We start from the raw sequence: 22,378 nt of genomic DNA on the forward strand, positions 1-22,378 counted from the left end.
GTAGTTCCCACGGCTTTCCGCAGCGGCACACCCCCATCAGGGTGTCGTCCGCCGGTCTGCCGTGCCATCCCCGGATCCAACCTGACGAGAGCAGGCACCCATGGTCCGTGAACTCACCCATTTCATCGGCGGAAAGCACACCACCGGCACCTCCGGACTCTTCGCCGACGTGTACGACCCCAACACCGGCGCCGTCCAGGCGCGCGTGCCCCTGGCCGGGCGCGCCGACACCGAGGCCGCCATCGCCAACGCCGAGGAGGCGCAGGTCGATTGGGGGCAGTGGAACCCTCAGCGACGCGCCCGCGTGCTGCTGCGCTTCCTCCAGCTCGTCGAAGGCGAACGCGAGAGCCTGGCCAGGCTTCTGTCTTCCGAGCACGGCAAGACCGTGGCCGACGCCCACGGCGACCTGCAACGCGGCCTGGAGGTGGTCGAGTTCGCCGCCGGGATCCCGCACCTCCTCAAGGGGGAGTTCACCGACAACGCCGGAACCGGCATCGACGTGCACTCCCTGCGCAGCCCGCTCGGCGTGGTCGCCGGCATCACGCCGTTCAACTTCCCCGCGATGATCCCGCTGTGGCAGGCCGCGCCCGCGCTGGCCTGCGGGAACGCGTTCATCCTCAAGCCGTCCGAGCGCGATCCGTCGGTACCGCTGCGGCTCGCGGAGCTGTTCCTGGAGGCGGGACTGCCGCCGGGCGTGCTCAACGTGGTCAACGGCGGCAAGGAGTCCGTCGACACCCTCCTCGAAGACCCGCGCGTCCAGGCCCTCGGCTTCGTCGGCTCGACCCCGATCGCCGCGCACATCTACGCCACCGCCGCGTCCCACGGCAAGCGCGCCCAGTGCTTCGGCGGCGCCAAGAACCACATGATCGTGATGCCGGACGCGGACCTCGACCAGGCCGTCGACGCCCTCATCGGCGCCGGCTACGGCTCGGCGGGCGAGCGCTGCATGGCCATCTCCGTCGCCGTACCCGTCGGCGAGGAGACGGCCGACCGGCTGGTCGCCGCCCTCAAGGACCGCATCGCCACCCTGAAGATCGGCCGGTCCGACGACCCGGAGGCCGACTTCGGGCCGCTGGTCAGCCGGGACGCCCTCGACCGGGTCCGCCGCTACGTCGACATCGGCGTCAACGAGGGAGCCGAACTCGTCGTCGACGGCCGCGGGTTCACTCTGGAAGGCCACGAGAACGGCTACTTCGCCGGCGCCTCCCTCTTCGACCGGGTCACCCCGCAGATGCGCGTCTACCGCGAGGAGATCTTCGGCCCCGTCCTGTCGGTCGTCCGAGCCGCCGACTTCGAGGAGGCCCTGCGCCTGCCGAGCGAGCACCCGTACGGCAACGGAGTGGCGATCTTCACCCGCGACGGGGACACCGCCCGCGAGTTCACACGCCGCGTCAACACCGGCATGGTCGGCGTCAACGTCCCCATCCCGGTACCGGTCGCCTACCACACCTTCGGCGGCTGGAAGCGCTCCGGATTCGGCGACCTGAACCAGCACGGCCCGGACTCGATCCGCTTCTACACCCGCACCAAGACCGTCACCTCGCGCTGGCCCTCCGGGGTCAAGGAAGGCGCGAGCTTCACCATCCCGACGATGGGGTGAGCGCCGTGACCACCGCCCTCACCGAGGACCAGCTCGCCCTGGCCGAGGTCACCCTCGACTTCGCCCAGGAGCAACTGGCCCCCCATGCCCTGGCATGGGACCAGGACAAGCACTTCCCCGTCGACGTCATCCGACAGGCCGCCGCCCTCGGTCTCGCCGGTGTGTACGTCCGCGAGGAACACGGCGGCTCGGGCCTGTCACGCAGCGACGGCGTCCTCGTCTTCGAAACCCTCGCCACCGGCTGCCCGTCCATCGCCGGCTACCTGTCCATCCACAACATGGTCGCCTGGATGATCGACCGCTACGGCGACGACGCCCAGCGCGCCCGCTGGCTGCCCGGCCTGTGCTCCGCGGCGACCCTGGGCAGCTACTGCCTGACCGAACCGGGCGCGGGATCGGACGCCGCCGCGCTGCGCACCCGCGCGGAGCGGCAGGGTGACCACTACGTCCTGACCGGCGTCAAGCAGTTCATCTCCGGTGCCGGATCGGCCGGCGTGTACGTGGTCATGGCGAGGACCGGCGAGTCGGGCCCGGGCGGGATCTCCGCGTTCGTCGTCGAACGCGAGGACCCGGGGGTCTCGTTCGGGCCGAACGAACGGAAGATGGGCTGGAACGCCCAGCCGACCCGCCAGGTCGTCCTCGACGGCGTCCGCCTCCCCGCCGACCGGCGGCTGGGCTCGGAGGGCGACGGCTTCCGCATCGCCATGAGCGGCCTCAACGGCGGCCGACTCGGCATCGCCGCCTGCTCGCTCGGCGGCGGCCAGAGCGCCCTGGACCGGTCGCTGTCCTACCTGGCGGACCGCGAGGCCTTCGGCAGTCGGCTCCTGGACCGCCAGGCGCTCCAGTTCCGGCTGGCCGACATGGCCACCGAGCTGGCCGCCGCCCGCGCCCTGGTCCGGCAGGCCGCCGAGGCCCTCGACACGGGCGATGCGCTGGCCCCGCGACTGTGCGCGATGGCCAAGCGGTTCGCCACCGACACCGGGTACACGGTCGCCGACGCGGCCCTCCAGCTGCACGGCGGCTACGGCTACCTCAGCGAGTACGGCATCGAGAAGATCGTCCGCGACCTGCGCGTCCACCAGATCCTGGAAGGCACCAACGAGGTCATGCGCGTCATCGTCGCGCGCGGACTCACGGAGACCCTGCGATGACCAACCACACACCGACCGATCACGACCACGTCCTCACCCGCACCGAGGACCACGCCGCCTACATCACCCTCAACCGCCCCAAGGCACTCAACGCCCTCAGCCACCCCATGGTGCTCCGCATCGAGGAGGCACTCACGGCCTGGGCCGACGACCCTGCGATCGAGCTGGTCGTCATCGACGGCTCCGGTGACAGGGGCCTGTGCGCCGGCGGGGACATCCGTGCGATCCACGAGGACGCCCGCACCGGCGGCACCGCCTCGGCGGCCTTCTGGCGCGACGAGTACCGGCTCAACGCCCTGATCGCCCGCTACCCCAAGCCGTACGTCGCCCTCATGGACGGCATCGTCATGGGCGGCGGCGTCGGGATCTCGGCCCACGGCAGCGTCCGCATCGTCACCGAACGCTCCCGCGTGGCCATGCCCGAGACCGGCATCGGCTTCGTCCCGGACGTCGGCGGCACGTACCTGCTGGCCCTCGCGCCCGGGGAACTCGGCACCCACCTGGCCCTCACCGGCGCACCCGTCGGCGCCGCCGACGCACTCCTGTGCGGGCTCGCCGACCACTTCGTCCCCTCGGCCGACCTGCCCGCCCTGGCCCGAGAGCTGGCCGCGGAACCCGTACACGCCGTACTGGAGCGGTACGTACGGCAGCCGCAACCCGGCGCCCTCGCCCCGGCGCGCGAGTGGATCGACCATTGCTATTCCGCCGACACCGCCGAGGAGATCGTCGCCCGGCTGCTGGCCTCGGGGGAACCCGCCGCCAAGGCCGCGGCGGACACCCTCCTGTCCAAGTCCCCCACGGCGGTCAAGGTCAGCCTGGCCGCGCTGCGCCGGGCCCGCCGACTCGGACCGCTGGAACGCGTCCTGGAACAGGAATACCGCGTCTCCTGCACGGCGCTGTCCTCCCCAGACCTCGTCGAGGGCATCCGCGCCCAGGTCATCGACAAGGACCGCACCCCGCACTGGTCCCCCGCCACCCTCGAAGAGGTCAGCCCCGCCGCCGTGGACCGGTTCTTCGCCCCGCTCGACGCGCACGAGCTCCGGCTCGGCGCGACCGCTCCGTCTCAGGAGGTCGTCTGGTGACCAGCACCACCGTCGCGTTCATCGGGCTCGGCCACATGGGCGGCCCGATGGCCGCCAACCTCGTCAAGGCCGGCCACCGCGTCCTCGGCTTCGACCTCGTACCCGAGCTGCTGGCCACCGCCGCCGCCCACGGGGTCGAACCCGCTCCGTCCGCAGTCGGAGCCGTAGCGGACGCCGAGGTGGTGATCACCATGCTGCCGGCCGGCCACCACGTCCTCGCCCTCTACCGCGAGCTAGGCGTCCTGGCCGCAGCCCGGCCCGGCACCCTGTTCGTCGACTGCTCCACCATCGACGTCTCCGACGCCCGGGCCGCCCACGAGGCCGCCGCCGCGGCCGGTCACCGGGCACTGGACGCCCCGGTGTCCGGCGGGGTGGTGGGTGCTGAGGCGGCCACGCTCACCTTCATGGCGGGCGGCGGACCCGAGGAGTTCGCCGCCGCCGAGCCGCTGCTCGACGCCATGGGCAAGAAGGCCGTGCACTGCGGCACGGCAGGCGCCGGCCAGGCGGCGAAGATCTGCAACAACATGATCCTCGCCGTCTCGATGATCGGGGTCAGCGAGGCCTTCGTCCTCGCCGAGAGCCTGGGCCTGGACCACCAGGCCCTCTACGACGTCGCTTCCACGGCATCGGGCCAGTGCTGGGCCCTGACCGTCAACTGCCCGGTCCCCGGCCCCGTTCCGGCCAGCCCCGCCAACCGCGAGTACCGCCCCGGCTTCGCGGCCCCGCTCATGGCCAAGGACCTCGGCCTCGCCGCCAACGCCCTGCGGGCTGGCGGGGTGGACGCGCCCCTGGGCCTCAAGGCTGCCGAGCTCTACGCGGCGTTCGCCGCGGGCGACGGCGCGGAGCTCGACTTCTCGGCAATCGTCCGCACCCTCCGACCGGCCGGACCGAACCAGAACGGAACCACCACATGACCACGTACGAGACCATCCTCCTCGAGCGCAAGGGACGCGTCGCCGTCCTGACCCTCAACCGGCCCCAGGCGCTCAACGCCCTCAACCTCCAGGTCATGACCGAGGTCGTGGCCGCCACGGAGGCACTCGACCGGGACCCTGACGTCGGCTGCATCGTCCTCACCGGCTCGGCGAAGGCGTTCGCGGCCGGGGCGGACATCAAGGAGATGCGCCCGCAAAGCTACATGGACATGTACCTCAGCGACTGGTTCACCGCGTGGGACCGGCTCGGCCAGGTCCGTACACCCACCCTCGCCGCGGTCTCCGGGTACGCCTTGGGCGGCGGATGCGAGCTGGCCATGCTCTGCGACATCCTTCTTGCCGCCGACACCGCGAAGTTCGGTCAGCCCGAGATCAAACTCGGTGTCATCCCCGGCATCGGCGGCTCCCAGCGCCTCACCCGCGCCGTCGGCAAGGCCAAGGCCATGGAGCTGTGCCTGACCGGCCGCACCATGGACGCCGCCGAGGCCGAGCGCGCCGGGCTGGTCTCCCGGATCGTCCCCGCCGACGAGTTGCTCGCCGAAGCCCTCGCCGTGGCCACGACCGTCGCCGAGATGTCCAAGCCGGTCGCGATGATGGCCAAGGAGGCCGTCAACCGCGCCTTCGAGACCACCCTCACCGAAGGCGTCCGCTTCGAACGCCGCCTCTTCCACGCGGTGTTCGCGACCGCCGACCAGAAGGAGGGCATGTCCGCCTTCGTGGACAAGCGCCCGCCGCACTTCACCCACGGCTGAGCACACCGGGTGACCCGGGGCGGCACACCCACCGCCCCGGGCCGCCTGCCCCGCCGGGAGGAACAGGCCCATGCCGTCTCGCGTCCCGGGCACCACGTGTGATCAGGGACTCATCCGCTTGGACCAGCAAGGTCGCGGACTGTAGCGTCACGCCGACATCTGCACATAGCAGCGACGGCGAGACGGAAGCCCGGTGTGAATCCGGCATGGTCGCGCCACTGTGTGCTGCGACGACACTCCCCATCCGGGGTGGCGGCCGCGGCAAGTCAGACTCGTCAGCCGCCCCGTCCAGTCCACCGACGGCCTCGCCACCGGTGTCCTGGTCTGCGGCGTCGCCCTGGGCGGCATCGCCTCCCTCGCGTTCTCCTTCGTCCTGGGCCGCGTCGGCGGCTTCAGCCCGCGGGCCACGGCCGCGCTCACGGCAGCCGGCGCCTTCACCACGGTCTACTTCGTGCCGTTCCTGAAGTACCCGGCCAACCCGCCGGCCGTCGGGAATCCCGACACCATCGGGCAGCGCACCACGCTGTTCTTCCTGATAATCCTGCTCAGCGTCCTGCCCGGCGTCGGCGCGCTCATCGCGGGCCGCCGGCTGGCCCCGCGGCTGGGCAACTGGAACGCGACGCTGACGGCGGGCGCCGCTTTCGTCGCCGCCGCGGCGCTGGCCTGACAGGTACTCCCGGACAACACGGACGCCGTCAAGCCCGAGTTCCCCCCGGCCCTGCTGTGGGAGTTCCGGGTCGCATCGGTGACCGTCCAGGTCGTGATGTGGGTCGTGTTCGCCGTCGTCTTCGGCGTCCTCGCCCAGCGGCTCCTGGCCCACCGCGCTGACCGCGCCGGTAGGGAAGCTACGGCCCCGCAGCCGGTCTCGCCCTCGGCTGATCCTCGCACCGAAGCCACCTTCAGAGCCCTGGCGCCCCGGACAACCGGGACGCCAGGGCTCTGTTCGTGCAGGTCAGGCGTGGTCGCGGGCAAGGCCGGCGCGGACCTCACGGGCAGCGACCACCAGGTTCTCCAGGGACGCACGGGTCTCGGGCCAGCCACGGGTCTTCAGCCCGCAGTCGGGGTTGACCCACAGCCGCTCGGCCGGAATGGCCTCCAGGCCCGTCCGCAGCAGAGCGGCCGCTTCCTCAGAACTGGGGACGCGCGGGGAGTGGATGTCCCACACGCCCGGCCCGGCCTGGCGGGGGTAGCCGTGGGCGGCCAGTTCCCGAGCGACCTGCATGTGCGAGCGGGCGGCCTCCAGGCTGATGACGTCCGCGTCGAGGTCGTCGATGGCCTGCACGATGTCGCCGAACTCGGCGTAGCACATGTGGGTGTGGATCTGGGTATCCGGCCGGACCCCGGAGGTCGTCAGGCGGAACGCCTCGGTGGCCCAGGCCAGGTAGTCGGCGTGGCCGGCGGCGCGCAGCGGCAGGGTCTCACGGAGAGCCGGCTCGTCGACCTGGATCACCGACGTCCCGGCCGCCTCCAGGTCGTTCACCTCGTCCCGCAGGGCGAGCGCGACCTGGCGGGCGGTGTCGCCCAGCGGCTGGTCGTCCCGCACGAAGGACCAGGCGAGCATGGTGACCGGCCCGGTCAGCATGCCCTTGACCGGCTTGGCCGTCAGGGACTGCGCGTACGAGGTCCAGCGGACGGTCATCGGATCGGGCCGGGAGACGTCCCCGGCCAGCACCGGCGGGCGGACGTAGCGGGTGCCGTAGGACTGGACCCAACCGTGCTGCGTGGCGAGGTAGCCGGTCAGCTGCTCCGCGAAGTACTGGACCATGTCGTTGCGTTCGGGCTCGCCGTGCACCAGGACGTCCAGACCGGTCTTCTCCTGGAAGGAGATCACCTCCTCGATCTCGCCCTTGATGCGGGCCTCGTACCCGGCCGGGTCGATCCGTCCGGCCCGCAGGTCGGCACGGGCCGCGCGCAGTTCGTCGGTCTGCGGGAACGAACCGATCGTGGTGGTCGGCAGCAGGGGCAGACCCAGATGGGCCCGCTGGGCGGCGGCGCGCTCGCCGTAGGGCTGGGCGCGGCGGCCGTCGGCGTCGGTGACGGCCGCGGTACGGGCGCGGACGGCCGGGTCGTGCGTGATGGGGGAGGCTGTCCGGGAGGCGAGGGCGGCCCGGTTGGCGGAGAGCTCACCGGCCACCGCCGCGGTGCCGGACCTGAGGCCCTTCGCGAGGGTCGCGATCTCGGCGGCCTTCTGCCGGGCGAAGGCGAGCCAGCGCACGATCTGCGGGTCGACGTCCCGTTCCGCGGCGGCGTCGAGCGGGACGTGCAGCAGGGAGCACGAGGCTGCCACGTCCACCCTGTCGGCCAGGCCGAGCAGGGTCCCGAGGGTGGTCAGGGACCTCTCCAGGTCGTTGACCCAGATGTTGCGGCCGTCCACGACCCCGGCGACCAGGCGCTTGCCGGGCAGTCCGCCCACGGCCGCGAGGTCGTCGAGCTGAGCGGCGGCCGGGCCGGTGAAGTCGAGGGCGAGGCCTTCGACGGGCGCCTTCGCCAGGACGGGCAGGGCCTCCCCGAGCCGGTCGAAGTAGGAGGCGACGAGCAGCTTGGGCCGGTCGGTGAGTGCGCCCAGGTCACGGTAGGCGCGGGCGGCCGCGTTGAGATCGGCCGGGGTGCGGTCCTGCACCAGGGCGGGCTCGTCCAGCTGCACCCACTCGGCGCCGGCGGCACGCAGGGCTGCCAGGACCTGGGCATATACGGGCAGGAGCCGGTCGAGCAGGGTCAACGGCTGGAAGTCCGCCGCCACGCCGGGTGCAGGCTTGGCCAGCAGCAGGTAGGTGACAGGACCGACCAGGACGGGACGGGCGGTGTGACCGAGGGCGAGGGCCTCTCCGAGCTCGGCGACCTGCTTCGCGGGGTCGGCGGTGAAGACGGTGTCCGGCCCCAGCTCGGGGACCAGGTAGTGGTAGTTGGTGTCGAACCACTTGGTCATCTCCAGCGGCGGCACGTCCTGTGTGCCCCGGGCCATCGCGAAGTAGCCGTCCAGTGGGTCGGCGGCGACCGCGGCCCGGTGGCGTGCGGGGACCGCGCCGACCATGACGGTGGTGTCCAGGACGTGGTCGTAGTACGAGAAGTCCCCGGTGGGTACTTCGGTGAGGCCGGCCGCGGCGAGTTGCTGCCAGGCGGTACGGCGCAGGCCGGCAGCGGTGGCGTGGAGGGCGTCGGCGGTGACGCGGCCCTTCCAGTAGCCCTCGATCGCCTTCTTCAGTTCACGGTTCCCGCCCTGACGGGGGTAGCCGTGGACGGTGGCACCTGCTGCCGCTGCTGCAGACTGGGTGGTCACGGAGATCTCCTTCGCGAGATGAATCCCTGAGATCCCGATGGGACACGTCAGGCACGAAGGGGTACCGGAAGCGGACGGCCCCGACCCCTACGGCCGGCCGTTCTCGCTCTGTACGCCGACCCGCCCACGAGGTCACCGGGATGTCCGCACACGGAATCGTCCGCGTGCGGGCAACGGGCAGGTCTTCGGACTCGCGGGCACGCAGGCCACTGGGCCGGCACCTACTGGCCGTCGCTTCCCAGGACCTCACGGTCCCAGTGCGTATGACGGCGGTCGTTCCCGCTCACCGCTGCGGGGCAGTCCCGGATTCCCACCGGGTTCCCTCTTACGACGCATCCCGCCTGGCGGACGGGGCGAACCAGCTGCCCGGCCAGCCTAGGCCGTGCGCCCGCTGGGCGACGACCGCCGTCCATTATTCGGACGAGCGAACGAGACACAGCCGCCCGGAGCGCAGCTGGTCACCGAGCAGAGATCGCACATGTTTTCGGCATATTCAAACAGGCGATAACCCTCTCAATGTTGCACGTGTGCCAGCAGGGGGCGAGATGAAGTACGACCTGTCCGACCGCCTCGTCATCGGGATCGCCTCGAGCGCCCTCTTCGACCTCACCGACTGCGACACGGTCTTCCGGGAACAGGGCGAGGACGCGTACCGGTCCTACCAAGAAGACCATGTGGACGACATCCTGACCAAGGGAGTGGCCTTCCCCTTCGTCCGGCGCCTGCTGTCGCTCAACGACCTCGCGGATCCCTCCGATCCACTGGTCGAGGTCATCATCCTGTCGCGCAACGACCCGGATACCGGACTCCGCGTCATGCGCTCCATCGCGGCGCACGGCCTGCACATCAGTCGGGCCGTCTTCCAGCAGGGCCGGCCGTCACACCGCTTCATGCCCGCCTTGAACATGTCCTTGTTCCTCTCGGCCAACGGATCCGATGTTCGGGAAGCGGTGACCGACGGAATGCCGGCGGGACACGTACTCGCGACGGAGCGGGTCGATGACGAAGCCGACCAGGAACTCCGCATCGCCTTCGACTTCGACGGCGTACTGGCCGGGGATTCCTCCGAGCAGGTCTTCCGCACGGTCGGCATCGAGGGGTTCCGCGCGTACGAGGTCCTCAATGTGACCACCCCTCACGACCCCGGACCCTTGAAAGAATTCCTTGCCGGCATCAACCGCATCCAGCGTCGCGAAGAGGAGGAGCGCCACAAGGATCCCGCCTACCAGCCCCGTCTCCGGGTGTCCCTGGTCACCGCCCGGGACGCCCCCGCACACGAACGTGCCGTGCGGAGCCTGAAGCAGTGGGGCCTGCGCGTCAACGACGCCTTCTTCCTCGGCGGCATCGACAAGGCCGCCGTGATGAGCGCCCTCGACCCGCACATCTTCTTCGACGACCAGGTCTCCCACCTGAACGGCACGGCACCGGCCACCCCGAGCGTCCACGTGCCGTTCGGAGTCGTCAACGCTCATCCGTCGGGGCCGGCATGAAACGCGGGCTGTTGCAGCCGGCTGCTGACGGCGGGTCGAGCCAGCTCAGGCAAAGCCTGCCTCGCGTCCGGGCGGCGTGGCTGTCAGTGGTTCCTGTCACGATCGGAGTTCGGACCATCGCATTGCACCGGGGGAATGGGCCGGATCAGAGCAGCGACCCTGCGTGGTCGCGTGAAGAGCGGAGGCCAGCATGCCCAACCGGTACGTAGGGCTCGCAGGCTTCGGCCAGCCACTGGATCTCACGAAGCATGACCTCGGAGTGGCCGGCGGGGCCGTCCTGCTCGAACAACTCCTCAGCGACCGACGGTTGCCCGTGCCTCTTCGCGGGCTCTCGTGCGCGGAGGTGTGCGAGGAGCGGGGCTTCATCGAGCCGATGTCGGTGTACCGGCGGCTTGGCAAGGTCGTCGCCGCCCACATGCGCAGCGCCGCCGAAGACCGGCACCACGGTGGCGGGGAGCAATCCGCGTGAGATTCAGGCCCGAAATGCGGCGGCCCGCCGGGCTGGCGTGCTGGCCTCACCTCCCGTCGGGCTCCCCACTCAATGATGTCGCGGTAGGGGGCATCGACGGAATCATCGTGCCGGCAGTACACCTGTCCCTGCGGCAATGCTTCACCGTCCCCAAGGCCGCGCCACTGCCTCTCGCTCGGCGGGGTGCGGTCGTCCGGCGAAATCAGCTCCTTGTTGCAAGCGCAATCCAGCTGGACCCGCCATCGGTAGTACCGGTCCGGGTCCGGCGCGAAGAACGGCCACAGCACGGGAGGAATCCCCCTGCGTCGCTCGGAATTGAATTCCTCGTACTCGCGCAGGACGGCCGTGCGCCGCTTTGCCCGGCCGGGAAGCCGGCGCGCTTCGGCGGCGGTCGCACACCTGCGGCAGGGTCGGTCACGTTCGAGTCCTCTCGCACAGCGAAACACTGCTGCCGACGCTAGAAACTCTGAGGTCGAACCGCTGCCGGAATAGCGATCGCTTCGCTTGAACGAAGGAGACGAGGCTGTCGCCGCTTCGCCGTCCGGTGGATGACTGCACCCGTGTCACCGGCAAGGACGGCCGGGCGCGACCCCAACGACGTCGGGTTCCACGCGACAAAGTCCGTGGTCACGACGCATCGGCACGCCATGCGCCAGCAACATGCGCGACCGCCGCCGGGTGTGCCTCCGTGGTCAGCCCCAGGGGCTGATGCTGACCATTTGCTGACCAAGAGCTCGTCATCACGCCGCTGACCTGCGGAAACGTCCAGATGTCAGATGTAGGACTTGAACATGGTGCGAAGCATGTTGGACTCCCGTAAGACAGCTCCCTGCCGGCTTTCTGCAGGTCAAGGGCGTCCTGCACTCTACACCGGCAGGCGTCTGATCGGAGATCCAAAGGAAAATCCACCGCCTCGGACGAGAAGACTCCTGGCCTGCACTTCCGTGGGCACGAGGCCGCTGTGACGCTGCCGGCCAGACTTCGCATCGGCCAGCCTCTTCGGAACATGGGGGGACTGATGCTGACCAGATGCTGACTTTCCTGACAACACGTCACGCGGATCGGAGGGGCACAGGCTGGCCCGCTTCCCCAGGGAGCACCTCAGGCTTGCCCACCGGGTGATGGAGCGACCGGGCACCGCGAGCCAGGTCGCACCCTCTGCATCCGGGGCCGGTTGCCGTATTGCCATGACGCAGTTCCACCAGTCCTTCGCTCGCTGCAGACGGTACTGGCCCAGTCGTCCGGAACCCGAACTGGATCCGGCTCAGCCACGCGCGCCCGCGCGAACGCCTGCCGGACCAACGGGCGCTTGCAGGCACGGTGGCGTCGATAGAGTCGGCTCGTGACGTACATAGTGACCCTCACCTCGGCCCAGATGGCCGAGAACGAATCCGACTGGCTCATCACAGAACGCTTTACAAAGGGGCTACCCACAGGGCTCGACACGTCCGATACCGGTACCCGGTTAGCGTTTCTGGTTTGCGACAACCGGACTTCTCCCACGAACAATAGCCGCGGCGAGTTTTCCGAACGCGGCCGCTTCATCACCTGGGTCGGATCGGTTCAGCGCTTCAACACCGTAGGACCGGTCGACAGCAGCATCACCATCGAGCCCATGCGCAGATGTCCGCGACTGGTGCCTCTGGACGGTCCCGACGGGATCTTGGCCTCCCTTTCATCGACGCATCGATCCCACGTGGAGCAGGCCCTCTCGGGAAGCGCGGGACACTTCGGCAAGAGAACCTGGCAGGCTCTCCAGGAAGCACTCCTGAGGCGTCACCCCGAGTTGGCCCCGTACATCGACTGGCTGCTCGCCAATCTCAACCCGATCCGCTTCGATACCGAGGACGCGGCGGACCGTGCGTGGCAGGAACAGAGAGACGCGGCTCAGTCCCTCACTCGTGTAACCGATTTCCCTTACTCTGCACTGTCGGCCTGGGGACGCCCCGCCTCACGGGACGCTCCTTACCTCGCGGGCCTGATCCCGGATCCTGTGGAGAACAGCCTTATCGACCACGACGTACGAGCCGGCCTGGGAGGCCAAAACCTGCTTTTCGACGACTGGCGACGCCTCAGTGGCGTGCGATGCGACATTCACGTGCTGGAAGACTCCACCGGACGCCGCCTCGAGGTCGTCAACGTAAATGCCACTCCGGTCGAGAGCCGGCTGGGCACGGACATGATCTACTACCATCACCCCACCCACAGCTTCGTCCTCGTCCAGTACAAACGACTAAGCTCCCGGGCCAAGGAATACCGGGTGAACAAGCAACTCCTGGACCAGATGGACCGCTTGGACCAGGTTGCAACGCTCAGCTCGAAACCTGCACGCCCCCACGAGTGGCGCCTTTCGCAGGACTCGTGCTTCCTGAAGTTCGCACACTGGCGGGAGTCAGCAACTCCTACCTCCGAACTGGCCCACGGCATGTATATTCCCGTCTCGTACGCCCGCGTTCTCCTGAACGACGACTGCACGCTCGGAAGTAGGGGCGGGCGCATCTTCAGCTACGAACGGGTGGGCCGCTACCTCGTCGGCTCGGAGTTCGCGGATTTGGTGAAACTGGGCCTGGTCGGAACTGTGGGAACCAGCGTCGAGCAGTTGCGGGACTTCGGGCTGCAGCGCGCCCGCGAGGGATACAGCGTCGTGTTGGGGTTCGAAACGAGCGAGGAGACACCCCGTGCACGGGCGACACGCGCCCGCAGCCGCAGCACGAAGAAGAGACCGAAGGTGAACTCCTACGTCCCCCCTGCCTCACAGCCGCCCTTGTTCGACATTCCGGGTTCCTGATCCACTGCGGACCAACAGCGGTCGCTCACTCCCATTCCGCCGGAGCGGCCGCACAGGGCGCCCGCCTCCTGGATGTAGCGGGACCACGATCGACGGAACGGCGCTGCACCGCACGTCACCGACCTTCACGGTGACGTTGCGTACGCGGCGAGCTGCTGGCACTGCGCACCTCATGCCCGTCACCGTGTCCCTGCGGAGATAGCAATACCCCATCCTCCGCAGAGGATAGAGACGTGCACACCGCAACTGCCGTCCACACTCCGGTGTCCCCTCCATGCCCGGCTCTTCCACCCAGTTGGGCGTACGTCCGTCCATTGGGACATGGCGGGAGCCACCCGCACCATCGAGCTCTCACCGCTCCTCGGCTGCCGGTCGACCCGCACCTGGTCGGCACGCTCCACCCTTCTCTGCATCCGCTGCACGCTCTGCCCCACACCGACCAGGTCAGGCGGATCGGTCCCGGGGAACCAGGTCCTCATTAGGCAGTTCCTGAGCTTTCGCCGGCGCCTCTCACGCCGACTGTCGACTGCTCAGAGTGCAGTACGCGACGTTATGCCTGTTCCGCGCTTGGGGTTGGGTGGGGTGCTGGTCAACGGGACGGGGCGGTGGTCATGGGAGGGGCTGGCCGAACAGGCCGGGTTCGGGTTCGGTGAGGATGCCCCCTGCTGCTGGTAGGCGGGGCGGTCCGGCACTTCGGGGCGGGCCTTGACGGAGGTCATCGCCCAGAACCCGCGTGAGCGGGAACTGGCGGTCCGGTGCTCGTGGTCACAGACCAGGCGCTGGTAGAACATCAAGATCCCGTTCGTCTGTTCCACCACCCAGCGCTTGGCCTGTGGAACAAAGCCTTGTCAGCGGGGTCGCGCTCGACGATCTCCACGTCGATGCCGTGCTGCTTACCCCGATCGACTACGCTCTTCTTGAACCCCTGGTCGACCAGGGCCTTTCGTACCGTGCCGGTCTGTGCGGCGACGCCGTCCAGCAGGGCGATACCCGCGGCGTTGTCGTGAGCTGAGGCCGTCAGCACGACGACCTCGATGACCAGGCCCAATACATCCACTGCCAGGCATCTTTTCCGGCCCGGCACCTTCTTCGCGGCATCCCGGCCTGTCGTGGCGGCCGGCACTCCGACGGCGGCGTGAACACTCTGCGTGTCCAGAACGACAAGGCTCGGGTCGGCTAATCGCTGCTTCTTCTCCCGCAGCTGCCACCACAGAAGATCGTGGATGGTCTGGTCGTTACCGTCGTCGCGCCACTTGCAAAGGAGTACTTCACCGCACCGGCGGGCGGCAGACCGTGGGGCAACAGGTCCCACTGCCAGCCGGTGCGGTTCTGGTACAAGATCACGTTCACGATCTCCCGCATCGCGTATCTACCGTGGTGGCCACTGGCCGACGGGCGCCCGGCCTTCCAGGCGCTGATCACAGGCTCGATCAACACCCACTGCTCGTTGGAGACATCACTCGAGTACGGCTTGCGATCAACCATCCCGCCACCTAGCGAATCCCGAACGCTTGACCGGCCGCGATGCCCCAACGTCACCCTTTCGGGCGATGGAAAATCAGCCATTACGTCACGCACCGCACTCTCACAAGGCCCTGAAGCTCCACCGGCAACTCTGCCTGTGGAGCTTCAGGGATGGCGGGCATGGATGCCCTACGGTCCGAACGTTATACTCGGCCAGAATTTTGACCGGCTAGCTAGGAATCGAGACTGGGAAATAGGTCGCGATCTTCCCAATCGGCAGAGAAAGCTTCCAACATTCTCTCGTAGTGACGGATCTTCCTTCGATCCCCATTCGTGACGCTCTCCACATAGCGCTGCCGAACTTCGATCTGCAGCCAATTCCACCTGAGGCTCTGGGCGAAATATTGAACAATTTCCACAGCCGCAGACATATCTCGAGAACCGAGCACCTGCAATAATGCCAGCTTCACTCCATCCGACGACGGATCTTGAGCCGCAATTCTCACCAGCTCAGCCAAGATCGGATCTGCAACGAGGGTCGAATTCTTCTCGTCGAGAATCCTGGAAACCTCAGAGAAGCCGTTCATGAGCAGTTCGTACGTATCTGATTCAGACACTTGCAATCCTCTACACGCCCCCAGGCGCAGCCAAGTTGATCGCCGTCAAAGCGCTACCAACGCTCTTTGTACGTCTTTTCGCCGACTTCGAAACCGGCCTCGCGAAATACATCCTCGGCGATCTTCTTCGGCCCCGCCCCCTTCGGTTGATAGTGACCAGACCTATTGTCGATGGACTTGAGACGTCCTTGCCACAACTTGATCTCACCGGCCGCGGCCACATCGGCACCCTGCGCAAGGTCGATATGGCCATAGACACTGCCCAGCCTAGTCACTCGCAACTCGCCACCCGGCAGCACCACGTAGACGAACCTACCCGTCGCCTCATGCAGCTCCGAGGTGCTCACCATGGGTACTCTCTCAAGGGGAATTGGGACGTCGTCCTTTTCGAGATTCGACCAAGTCTCGCACGGAACGTCATTGTGGACAAGGACTGGAGTTGTGCCGGCCAGCACATAATACGTGTGCAAGTCGTTGACAGTGAGGTTGTAAGCGGGCTGGAGGCTGATCCAGTGACGGACGCCGGCGATCTGCGTCGGGTCGCCAGCGTTGGCGCGGAGGGTGTCCTGCGGTGTGAGGTCTGCCGCGTTCTTCCATTTCTTTTCATTTTCCGACCAGAAGGGGTGGTGGTCGGTGGTGGTGAGGGTGCCTCCGTCGTGCTTCTCGTCGAGGGTGAGAGTGGTGAACTCGCGGTCATCCGGGGTGTAGATGGTCGCGTCCACGCGTCGTGGGCCAGTGACGCCGGTCTCGGGGTCGGTGGCAAGGACTTGGTCGCCCACGGCAAGCTGCTCGATCGAGCGAGTCGTGTTGTCGCCCATCAAAACGCGTGTCCCGGCGGGGAAGCTGTGCTTCGGCTTCACAGCGCAGGTCGGAAGGTGCTTTCCGACTCGTGACCCCTTCACGGCGTCTTCGATGCCGTCGGCTACCTTCTTGACGAGCTTGAGTTTGCCGACGGGGAGGACACCCGCGATGGCCAGGGCGCAGTCACCCCAGGCGGGTTCCTTGATGCATTTTTCGATGTCGGCGCCGCCGGAGAGCTCCCAGACGACCTTGCCGACGATTTGCAGCACTTCCTGGGTCGGTTTGGCGAAGATGATCTCGTCGGCATCGGCCCCCATCATGCAGGGGGGCAGGCTGTCCCGGTTGTAGGGGACGATGCACTTCGGCTTCTTCTTCTTCGCAGCCTCGGCCTGCTTCTTCCAATCTTCCTCGTACCGACGAAGCTGTTCAGCGATCTCCGCCTCACGCTTTGTCTTGACGTCGACCCAGGCCTGACCGGCATAGGCCTCAGCCTCGTCTTTACTCTTGCCCGCGGCGAGGGCGGAGGCACGTGCCCGCAGGGCGGCGTTGTCGGCCTTGCTCGCCGACTGGCGGGCGTAGCCAGCGGAGAAATCCGCCTGGGCAGCGGAGGCTTCGGCAGTGTCGGCGTCTCGGTTCGCCGCAGCTGCCGCGTTGCGTGCAGTGTTGGCCGACTGCTTGGCCTTGGCCGAGCTGGCTTCGGCGGCTTCGGCCGACTTCTTGGCGCTGACCGCGTAGCCTGCCGCGGCGTCGGCGGACTTCTTGGCCTCGCCAGCGGCCTGGGCAGCCTCGCCAGCGGCCTGCTTGGCCGTAGCGGCTGCTTCGGCTGCGCGCCAGCGGTTGGCCTGTGCCTTGGCTGAAACGATTTCACCTTCGGAAAGAAGGCGGTCGATCTGTGAGCGGTGATGGTCCGTAAGGTCGTCCTTGCGGGTGGCCGTGTACTGGCCCACGGTGACGAACTCGTGCAGCTTCTCCGGTGTTCCGGCCAGGGCCGCCTTGGCCGCGGCCTTGACCTCGTCGCCGCCGCTGTTGACGAGCTTGGAGGCAATGACCTCCTCGTCGGTCAAACGGGCCGCGTACTGGCCCATCTCCAGAAAGATGGCCAGGTCCTTACCGTTCCCCGTCGCCAGGGCGGCCTTGGAGGCCTCCTTGACGCTCGGCCCTCCCGTGTTGTTGACCTTCGAGACGGCGACGGCCAGGTCGTCCTTGCCCGTCTCGTACTGGCCCTTCGCGTAGTAGTCGGCGATCTGCTGCGGGGTGCCCTTCAGCGCCTCCCCCGCACCCTGCCGGATGGACGGGTACGGGCTGGCGACGCTCAGCTGCAGGACCTTGTCCCTGGCCTCTTCCTCGCCGGCCTTCTGCCAGCCGGTCCGCAAGTATTCCAGGATTTCGGCATCCGAGCCGGCCAGAGCGGTGGCGGCGGCCTGCTGGCTCCAGGGACCGCGCAGCTTAAGGGCGTCCAGCGCGAGCTTGCGGCCCTTGGTCGCAGTCGCCTTGACGTCGACATCGGGCTTGGCAGCCTCAGCGGCCAAAGCAGCGGCGGTGGCATCGAGGGTGCGGTCCTGAAGGGCCACCTCGGCCGTCGCGGAGACCAGGCGTTCGCTCTGGGCCTTCTCCGAGCGGGAGCGCTCGAGAGCGGCCTCGGCTCGGCCGGCCAGTTCCTCGGTCTCGACCGCCAGAGCGATCTCGTGGACCGTCCTCGCCGTGTTGACGGCCGTGGTCGCCGCTTCGGCAGCCTCCTTGGCGGCTTCTGCGTACTTGCGGGAGTCTTCTGCCGCATTGGCGGACTGGCCCGCGTACTTCGCCGCCTGTTCGGCTGCCTGAGCTGCCTTCTCGGCGTGGTTCGCGGCGGTGTTCGCCGCGTCCCGCGCCGCGAAGGCCGCATTGGCCGAGCGGCGGGCGAGCGCGCCGGCGTTGTTGGCGGCACGGTTGGCGGCATTGGCGTGGCGCCGGGCCTCTGCTGCCGCGTTGCGGGCCTCGGCCGAGTGCACACCCGCGGCGTCCGCGTACCCGTTCGCCGCCTCGGCCGCATCGGCTGCCGCGGTGGCGTTGGTACTGGCGCTGCGGGAGGCGTCCGCGGCACGCCCGGCCGCCTCCGAGGCCTTGCCGGCCTGCTCCGCGGCCTTGGCCGATTCCCGCGTCAGGAACGCCATGTTCCGGGCAACGGCCGCAGCCTGTTTGGCGGCTTCGGCCTTGCCTGCGTCGGCGCCCGCGGCGATGGCGGCGTTGTAGGCATCGTTCGCCGCTTTCGCGGCCTGCGCAGCCGCATTCGCGGTCTGGGCGGCGGCCAGGGAAGCGATCCGGGCCGACCGGCTCGCGGCATTGGCCGAACTGATGGCCTGCTGAGCCGCCGCAGCAGCGGCCCGGGCCGCGTCCGCGGCCTGCTGGGCCTTCACACTCGCGCGGCCGGCATCCTTACGGGCCGCCTCCGTTTCGCGGGCGGCCTTCTGCGCAGCCTCCTTCGCCAGGCTGGAGGCGGCGACCGCACGCGCGGAGGCCTCCTCCGACTTCTTCGTCGCCTCCTCGGCCTGCTGGCCGGCCTGCTTGGCCTGCTCGGTCAGCTGCTCGATGGTGGCGTGTTCCTGGTCCCGGTTACGGGCGACGAACTGCCCCACCTCCAGGAACTCGGCGACATCGTCGGGCGTGCCCTGCAGTGCCGCCTTCCCTGCGGCCTTCATGTTCGGGCCACCAGAGTCGATCAGCTTGGAGACCTCGACCTCGTTGTCGGTCTCCCGCTCCCTGTACTGATCCTCCTCAAGGAACTTCGTCACAGCCGCAGGCCCGGCCTGGAGCGCGGCCTTGCCCGCTGCCTTGACACCATTGCCACCGGAGCTGATGGCGCGGGAGGCCTCGACCTCACGGTCCTCCTGGAGCGGCTTCTGCCACCCACTGCGCAGGAACTCACGCAGCTGCTCCGGCGTTCCCTGGAGGGCTGCCTTCGTCGCCTCACGGACTGCTGTGCCACCGACGTTGAAGACCCGACTCGCGTCGACGTAGTCATCGTCGTACTGGATGGCGTCAACACCATCGAGGAACTTCTGGATGTCGTCGTCAGTACCCAGGAGCGCCCGCTCGGCCGCCTCCCGCACTCCGGCGCCGCCCGTTTTCCAGAGGTCCACCACTTCTTCCCGGTCTAAAGACGCCTCATCCAGCCCCTGTGCCGTCGCAGACGACGTACTCAGCAGGCCGGCGGTCAGGACCACTGGAAGGACGGCACCGCAGATGCCTCGGAGTGTTCTGCCCCTCGTTCGGAATGACGTTGCGGAGCCCAATGCTCCAGAACGGAATGCTCGCCGTTTCATGCGGCGCCCCCCTCTCGCTCGACATCAAGCCAATGCGCATGCAATTGGCCATTCGGAATTAATGACTCCACTTAGCCCCCATATTGAAACACCTCGGCAGATGATCGATTACCAGCCACTCCCCAAGGAGAGTGTGGCTAAATGCCTTCGATCCTTCGAGATTCGGGACAACGAGTGGATCATACATGTGGTTTACTTCTGAGAATTCCAAAGGGAGTCCTTATGTGGACTCCTCTATTCCCGTTTTGAAGGAAAGCCGTGGCGATATCCCGTTCCCGTAGTGCACTGTTCGTTACCCTCATCGGCGCGACCGCCGTCCTCGGCGGGTTCGCAACCCTTGGTGTGGCCTATGCCGGCCCGCAGTCCCCCTCGGGCGTCACCGCCGGCGGCGAGATGCCTGACGCCGTCGAGGACTTCGCCTACCCCAACGCCGCGAAGATCCAGGCCGAGCAGCAGATCCTCCTCAAGAGGGGCGACGGCCACATCACGCTCGTCGACTGCGCCGCTGGGACCCCGGACATCACGGTCAAGTCCCGCAACGGCCAGAAGCTCTACTGCTTCGACGTCAACGCCCCCAAGGGCTACGTCACGCTCGAACTTCCCGCGGCCTTCGGCATCTGGACCAAGGACTACCCGGTGAAGGCCACCGTCACCGCGGCCGGCACCCAGACCGTCATCGACGCGCCCGCCAACGACTACAAGCCGGTCGGCGAGGGGACTGCCAACGGCGCCCCCTCCGTGCTCGTCGAGCTCCGCGTCACCGGCTGACCACCGGTCCGTGTCCGGAATCTGATCCTGTACACCTCAGCCATCCCGCCCGGAATCTTCAATTCCATAGATGGATCAGGATGGCGGGCCGGACAGCCGAATGGGTAGACCTCACCCGTCGCCCGACTTGCGCATTCCCCCACGCGCGCCGCGTGCGCATTACGCCGCGGCCCTGGCCAAATATCACGCGCACCCCGGTCGCGGTCGTCCATCACCAACGACCACTACCGCGACCGCGACCGCGACCTCGCAAGCCACGCACGCACTCTTCCGAAAGACATTGTTGATGCCTTCCCACCGTTCCCGTCACCCCCGGGTCGCGGCCGCCGCCGCAGCCGCCGCGGCCACCGCCGTCGTGCTCACCGCCACGCCCGCCTCCTCCCTGTCCGGCTCGCCCGTCACCGATGGAAGCCGTGCCTTCACCGCGAAGATCGTCATCGGTGATCACCTCAAGGGCTGCTCGGGCGTCCTGGTCGACAAGAGCTACGTCCTCACCGCGGCCAACTGCCTTTCAGCCACCGGAGACCGGCCCGTCGGCGGCAAGCTCCAGGAGAAGACCACCGTCACCGTAGGCCGCACGGACCTGAACAACGGCACCACCGGGGCCGTCGTGGAGGCCACCGACGTGGTCGTCCACCCGGATCGCAACGTCGCCCTGCTCAAGCTGGGCGTGCCGGTCGCCAATGTCGCCCCGGCGGTGCTGGCCGGCCAGGCCCCTGCCGCCGGGCAGGCGCTGCTCAGTGCCGGTTTCGGGCGTACCAAGACCAGCTGGGTCCCGGGGGTGCTGAACAGTGGGCAGTTCAACGTCACCGCCACCACCGCCGACGCGGTCGTCGACCTCGAACCCGCCGGTGACTCGGCGATCTGCCAGGGCGACGCGGGCGGACCGCTCACGCGGGACAACGCCGGGCAGCAGGAGCTGGTCGCGCTGACCACCGGTTCATGGCTCGGTTCCTGCCTCGGCGCCCCCGAGGGCGAGACCCGCCGGGGGGCCCGTGCCGTCCGCGTCGACGACCTCGGGCAGTGGATCAAGGGCAACGTCACCGTGCCGGGCCCCGACACCGGCAGCCTGACCGACCACCGCGTCCTGGCGGACTTCAACGGGGACGGGAAGGCCGACCTGGCCGCCGTCGACAAGAACGGCACCCTCCAGGTCTACCGCGGCCGCGCCGAGGGCACCTTCGAGCCGACCCCGACGGCCGTCGGGACCCCGGGTGTGTGGAAGACGGTCCAGCGGGTATTCGCCGGTGACTTCAACGGTGACGGCAAGCGCGACATCGCCGCCGTCTGGGAGAGCGACCGCATCCTCCTGCACGCCGGCAAGGGCGACGGCACCTTCGCCACCACCGTCACCCTCAGCCCGCAGAACGCCACCTGGGCGCAGCTCAAGCACCTGACCCGCTACAAGCTCGACCCCGCCAGCCCGAAGGACGGCGTCCTCGCGACCCGCCCCAACGGCGACCTGTACGCCTACAAGGTCGGCTCGAACAACCAGCTCGACTTCAGCGGCGGCAAGAAGATCTGGCCCGACGCCTCCTTCCAGAACGTCATCATCCTCGGCACCGGTGACTTCAACGGCGACGGCCGTGACGACGTCGTCGGCGTGTGGGAGAACGGCGCCCTGGTCCGCTGGACCGGCAACGCCAACGGAACCCTGGACTCCGGCGGTCTGGCCGCGGCCGGCACCTGGACCAACCTGAAGATCGTCACCGGTGACGTCGACGGCGACGGAAAACTCGACATCGTCAGCTGGAAGGGCAACAAGATGTCCTTCCACCGCGGCAGGGGCAACGGCACCTTCGAGGGCGTGGGCGTCCAGCTCTGACCCGGCGGCCCGCCGCCGCACGCAGCAGTCGGGACACCTCCTTCGGTGCGGCGGCACCCA

Annotated in this window: 15 protein-coding genes, 1 pseudogene and 2 riboswitches; of the genes and pseudogenes, 11 read left to right on the top strand and 5 right to left on the bottom strand. The window is 68.4% G+C overall.

The window, feature by feature from the left end; genetic code table 11:
- Nucleotides 1-100 precede the first annotated feature (100 nt).
- From AB0469_RS01625 to AB0469_RS01650, 6 genes and pseudogenes are all read left to right on the top strand, one after another.
- Nucleotides 101-1,600 carry a CoA-acylating methylmalonate-semialdehyde dehydrogenase gene (locus tag AB0469_RS01625; RefSeq protein WP_366449252.1) on the top strand — a complete coding sequence of 500 codons (1,500 nt, stop codon included), beginning with the start codon at nucleotides 101-103 and terminating at the stop codon, nucleotides 1,598-1,600.
- On the top strand, nucleotides 1,597-2,751 hold the full coding sequence (locus tag AB0469_RS01630; protein WP_366449253.1) for an acyl-CoA dehydrogenase family protein: 1,155 nt from the start codon (nucleotides 1,597-1,599) through the stop codon (nucleotides 2,749-2,751). The genes AB0469_RS01625 and AB0469_RS01630 overlap by 4 nt, the downstream gene beginning before the upstream one ends.
- Entirely contained in the window at nucleotides 2,748-3,833 is a 1,086-nt protein-coding gene (locus AB0469_RS01635) for an enoyl-CoA hydratase/isomerase family protein (protein WP_366449254.1), read from the top strand. The genes AB0469_RS01630 and AB0469_RS01635 overlap by 4 nt, the downstream gene beginning before the upstream one ends.
- Entirely contained in the window at nucleotides 3,827-4,747 is a 921-nt protein-coding gene (mmsB, locus tag AB0469_RS01640) for a 3-hydroxyisobutyrate dehydrogenase (RefSeq protein ID WP_366449296.1), read from the top strand. The genes AB0469_RS01635 and mmsB overlap by 7 nt, the downstream gene beginning before the upstream one ends.
- A complete protein-coding gene (locus AB0469_RS01645) occupies nucleotides 4,744-5,520 on the top strand; it encodes an enoyl-CoA hydratase (protein ID WP_366449255.1) in 777 nt (258 codons plus the stop codon). Before mmsB ends, AB0469_RS01645 begins: the two co-directional genes overlap by 4 nt.
- A gap of 136 nt (nucleotides 5,521-5,656) precedes the next feature.
- A riboswitch (cobalamin riboswitch) is annotated at nucleotides 5,657-5,815 on the top strand.
- Nucleotides 5,780-6,334, top strand: a pseudogene (locus AB0469_RS01650) (CbtA family protein); the annotation flags it as partial. (Overlaps the previous riboswitch by 36 nt.)
- Nucleotides 6,335-6,472: 138 nt before the next feature.
- Here AB0469_RS01650 and metE read toward each other — a convergent pair.
- Nucleotides 6,473-8,797 (bottom strand): 5-methyltetrahydropteroyltriglutamate--homocysteine S-methyltransferase, encoded by a 2,325-nt coding sequence (metE, locus tag AB0469_RS01655; RefSeq protein WP_366449256.1) that lies wholly within the window; start codon nucleotides 8,795-8,797, stop codon nucleotides 6,473-6,475.
- A gap of 179 nt (nucleotides 8,798-8,976) precedes the next feature.
- Nucleotides 8,977-9,125: riboswitch (cobalamin riboswitch) on the bottom strand.
- 217 nt (nucleotides 9,126-9,342) lie between these two features.
- Between metE and AB0469_RS01660 the strand changes: the two genes are divergently transcribed.
- From AB0469_RS01660 to AB0469_RS01670, 3 genes are all read left to right on the top strand, one after another.
- Nucleotides 9,343-10,287 carry a 5'-nucleotidase gene (locus AB0469_RS01660; protein ID WP_366449257.1) on the top strand — a complete coding sequence of 315 codons (945 nt, stop codon included), beginning with the start codon at nucleotides 9,343-9,345 and terminating at the stop codon, nucleotides 10,285-10,287.
- A gap of 190 nt (nucleotides 10,288-10,477) precedes the next feature.
- Nucleotides 10,478-10,756, top strand: a complete 279-nt coding sequence (locus AB0469_RS01665) for a hypothetical protein (RefSeq protein ID WP_366449258.1) — start codon at nucleotides 10,478-10,480, stop codon at nucleotides 10,754-10,756.
- A 1,342-nt stretch (nucleotides 10,757-12,098) separates the two neighbouring features.
- Nucleotides 12,099-13,544 (top strand): hypothetical protein, encoded by a 1,446-nt coding sequence (locus AB0469_RS01670; RefSeq protein ID WP_366449259.1) that lies wholly within the window; start codon nucleotides 12,099-12,101, stop codon nucleotides 13,542-13,544.
- 790 nt (nucleotides 13,545-14,334) lie between these two features.
- Here the strand turns inward: AB0469_RS01670 and AB0469_RS01675 are convergent.
- The 4 genes from AB0469_RS01675 to AB0469_RS01690 form a co-directional block, all read right to left on the bottom strand.
- Nucleotides 14,335-14,667 (bottom strand): transposase, encoded by a 333-nt coding sequence (locus AB0469_RS01675; RefSeq protein WP_366449260.1) that lies wholly within the window; start codon nucleotides 14,665-14,667, stop codon nucleotides 14,335-14,337.
- A 53-nt stretch (nucleotides 14,668-14,720) separates the two neighbouring features.
- Nucleotides 14,721-15,029 carry a transposase gene (locus AB0469_RS01680; protein ID WP_366449261.1) on the bottom strand — a complete coding sequence of 103 codons (309 nt, stop codon included), beginning with the start codon at nucleotides 15,027-15,029 and terminating at the stop codon, nucleotides 14,721-14,723.
- 212 nt (nucleotides 15,030-15,241) lie between these two features.
- Nucleotides 15,242-15,625: a hypothetical protein gene (locus tag AB0469_RS01685; RefSeq protein WP_366449262.1), complete on the bottom strand. Its 384-nt coding sequence runs from the start codon at nucleotides 15,623-15,625 to the stop codon at nucleotides 15,242-15,244.
- A gap of 53 nt (nucleotides 15,626-15,678) precedes the next feature.
- Entirely contained in the window at nucleotides 15,679-19,626 is a 3,948-nt protein-coding gene (locus tag AB0469_RS01690) for a polymorphic toxin-type HINT domain-containing protein (protein ID WP_366449263.1), read from the bottom strand.
- Nucleotides 19,627-19,983: 357 nt separating this feature from the next.
- Between AB0469_RS01690 and AB0469_RS01695 the strand changes: the two genes are divergently transcribed.
- Both AB0469_RS01695 and AB0469_RS01700 read left to right on the top strand, forming a co-directional pair.
- Nucleotides 19,984-20,493, top strand: a complete 510-nt coding sequence (locus AB0469_RS01695) for a hypothetical protein (protein ID WP_366449264.1) — start codon at nucleotides 19,984-19,986, stop codon at nucleotides 20,491-20,493.
- A gap of 286 nt (nucleotides 20,494-20,779) precedes the next feature.
- Nucleotides 20,780-22,318 (top strand): FG-GAP-like repeat-containing protein, encoded by a 1,539-nt coding sequence (locus tag AB0469_RS01700; RefSeq protein ID WP_366449265.1) that lies wholly within the window; start codon nucleotides 20,780-20,782, stop codon nucleotides 22,316-22,318.
- Nucleotides 22,319-22,378: the final 60 nt, after the last annotated feature.

The organism is Streptomyces sp. NPDC093801 (assembly GCF_040701585.1).
Taxonomy (GTDB): Bacteria; Actinomycetota; Actinomycetes; order Streptomycetales; family Streptomycetaceae; genus Streptomyces.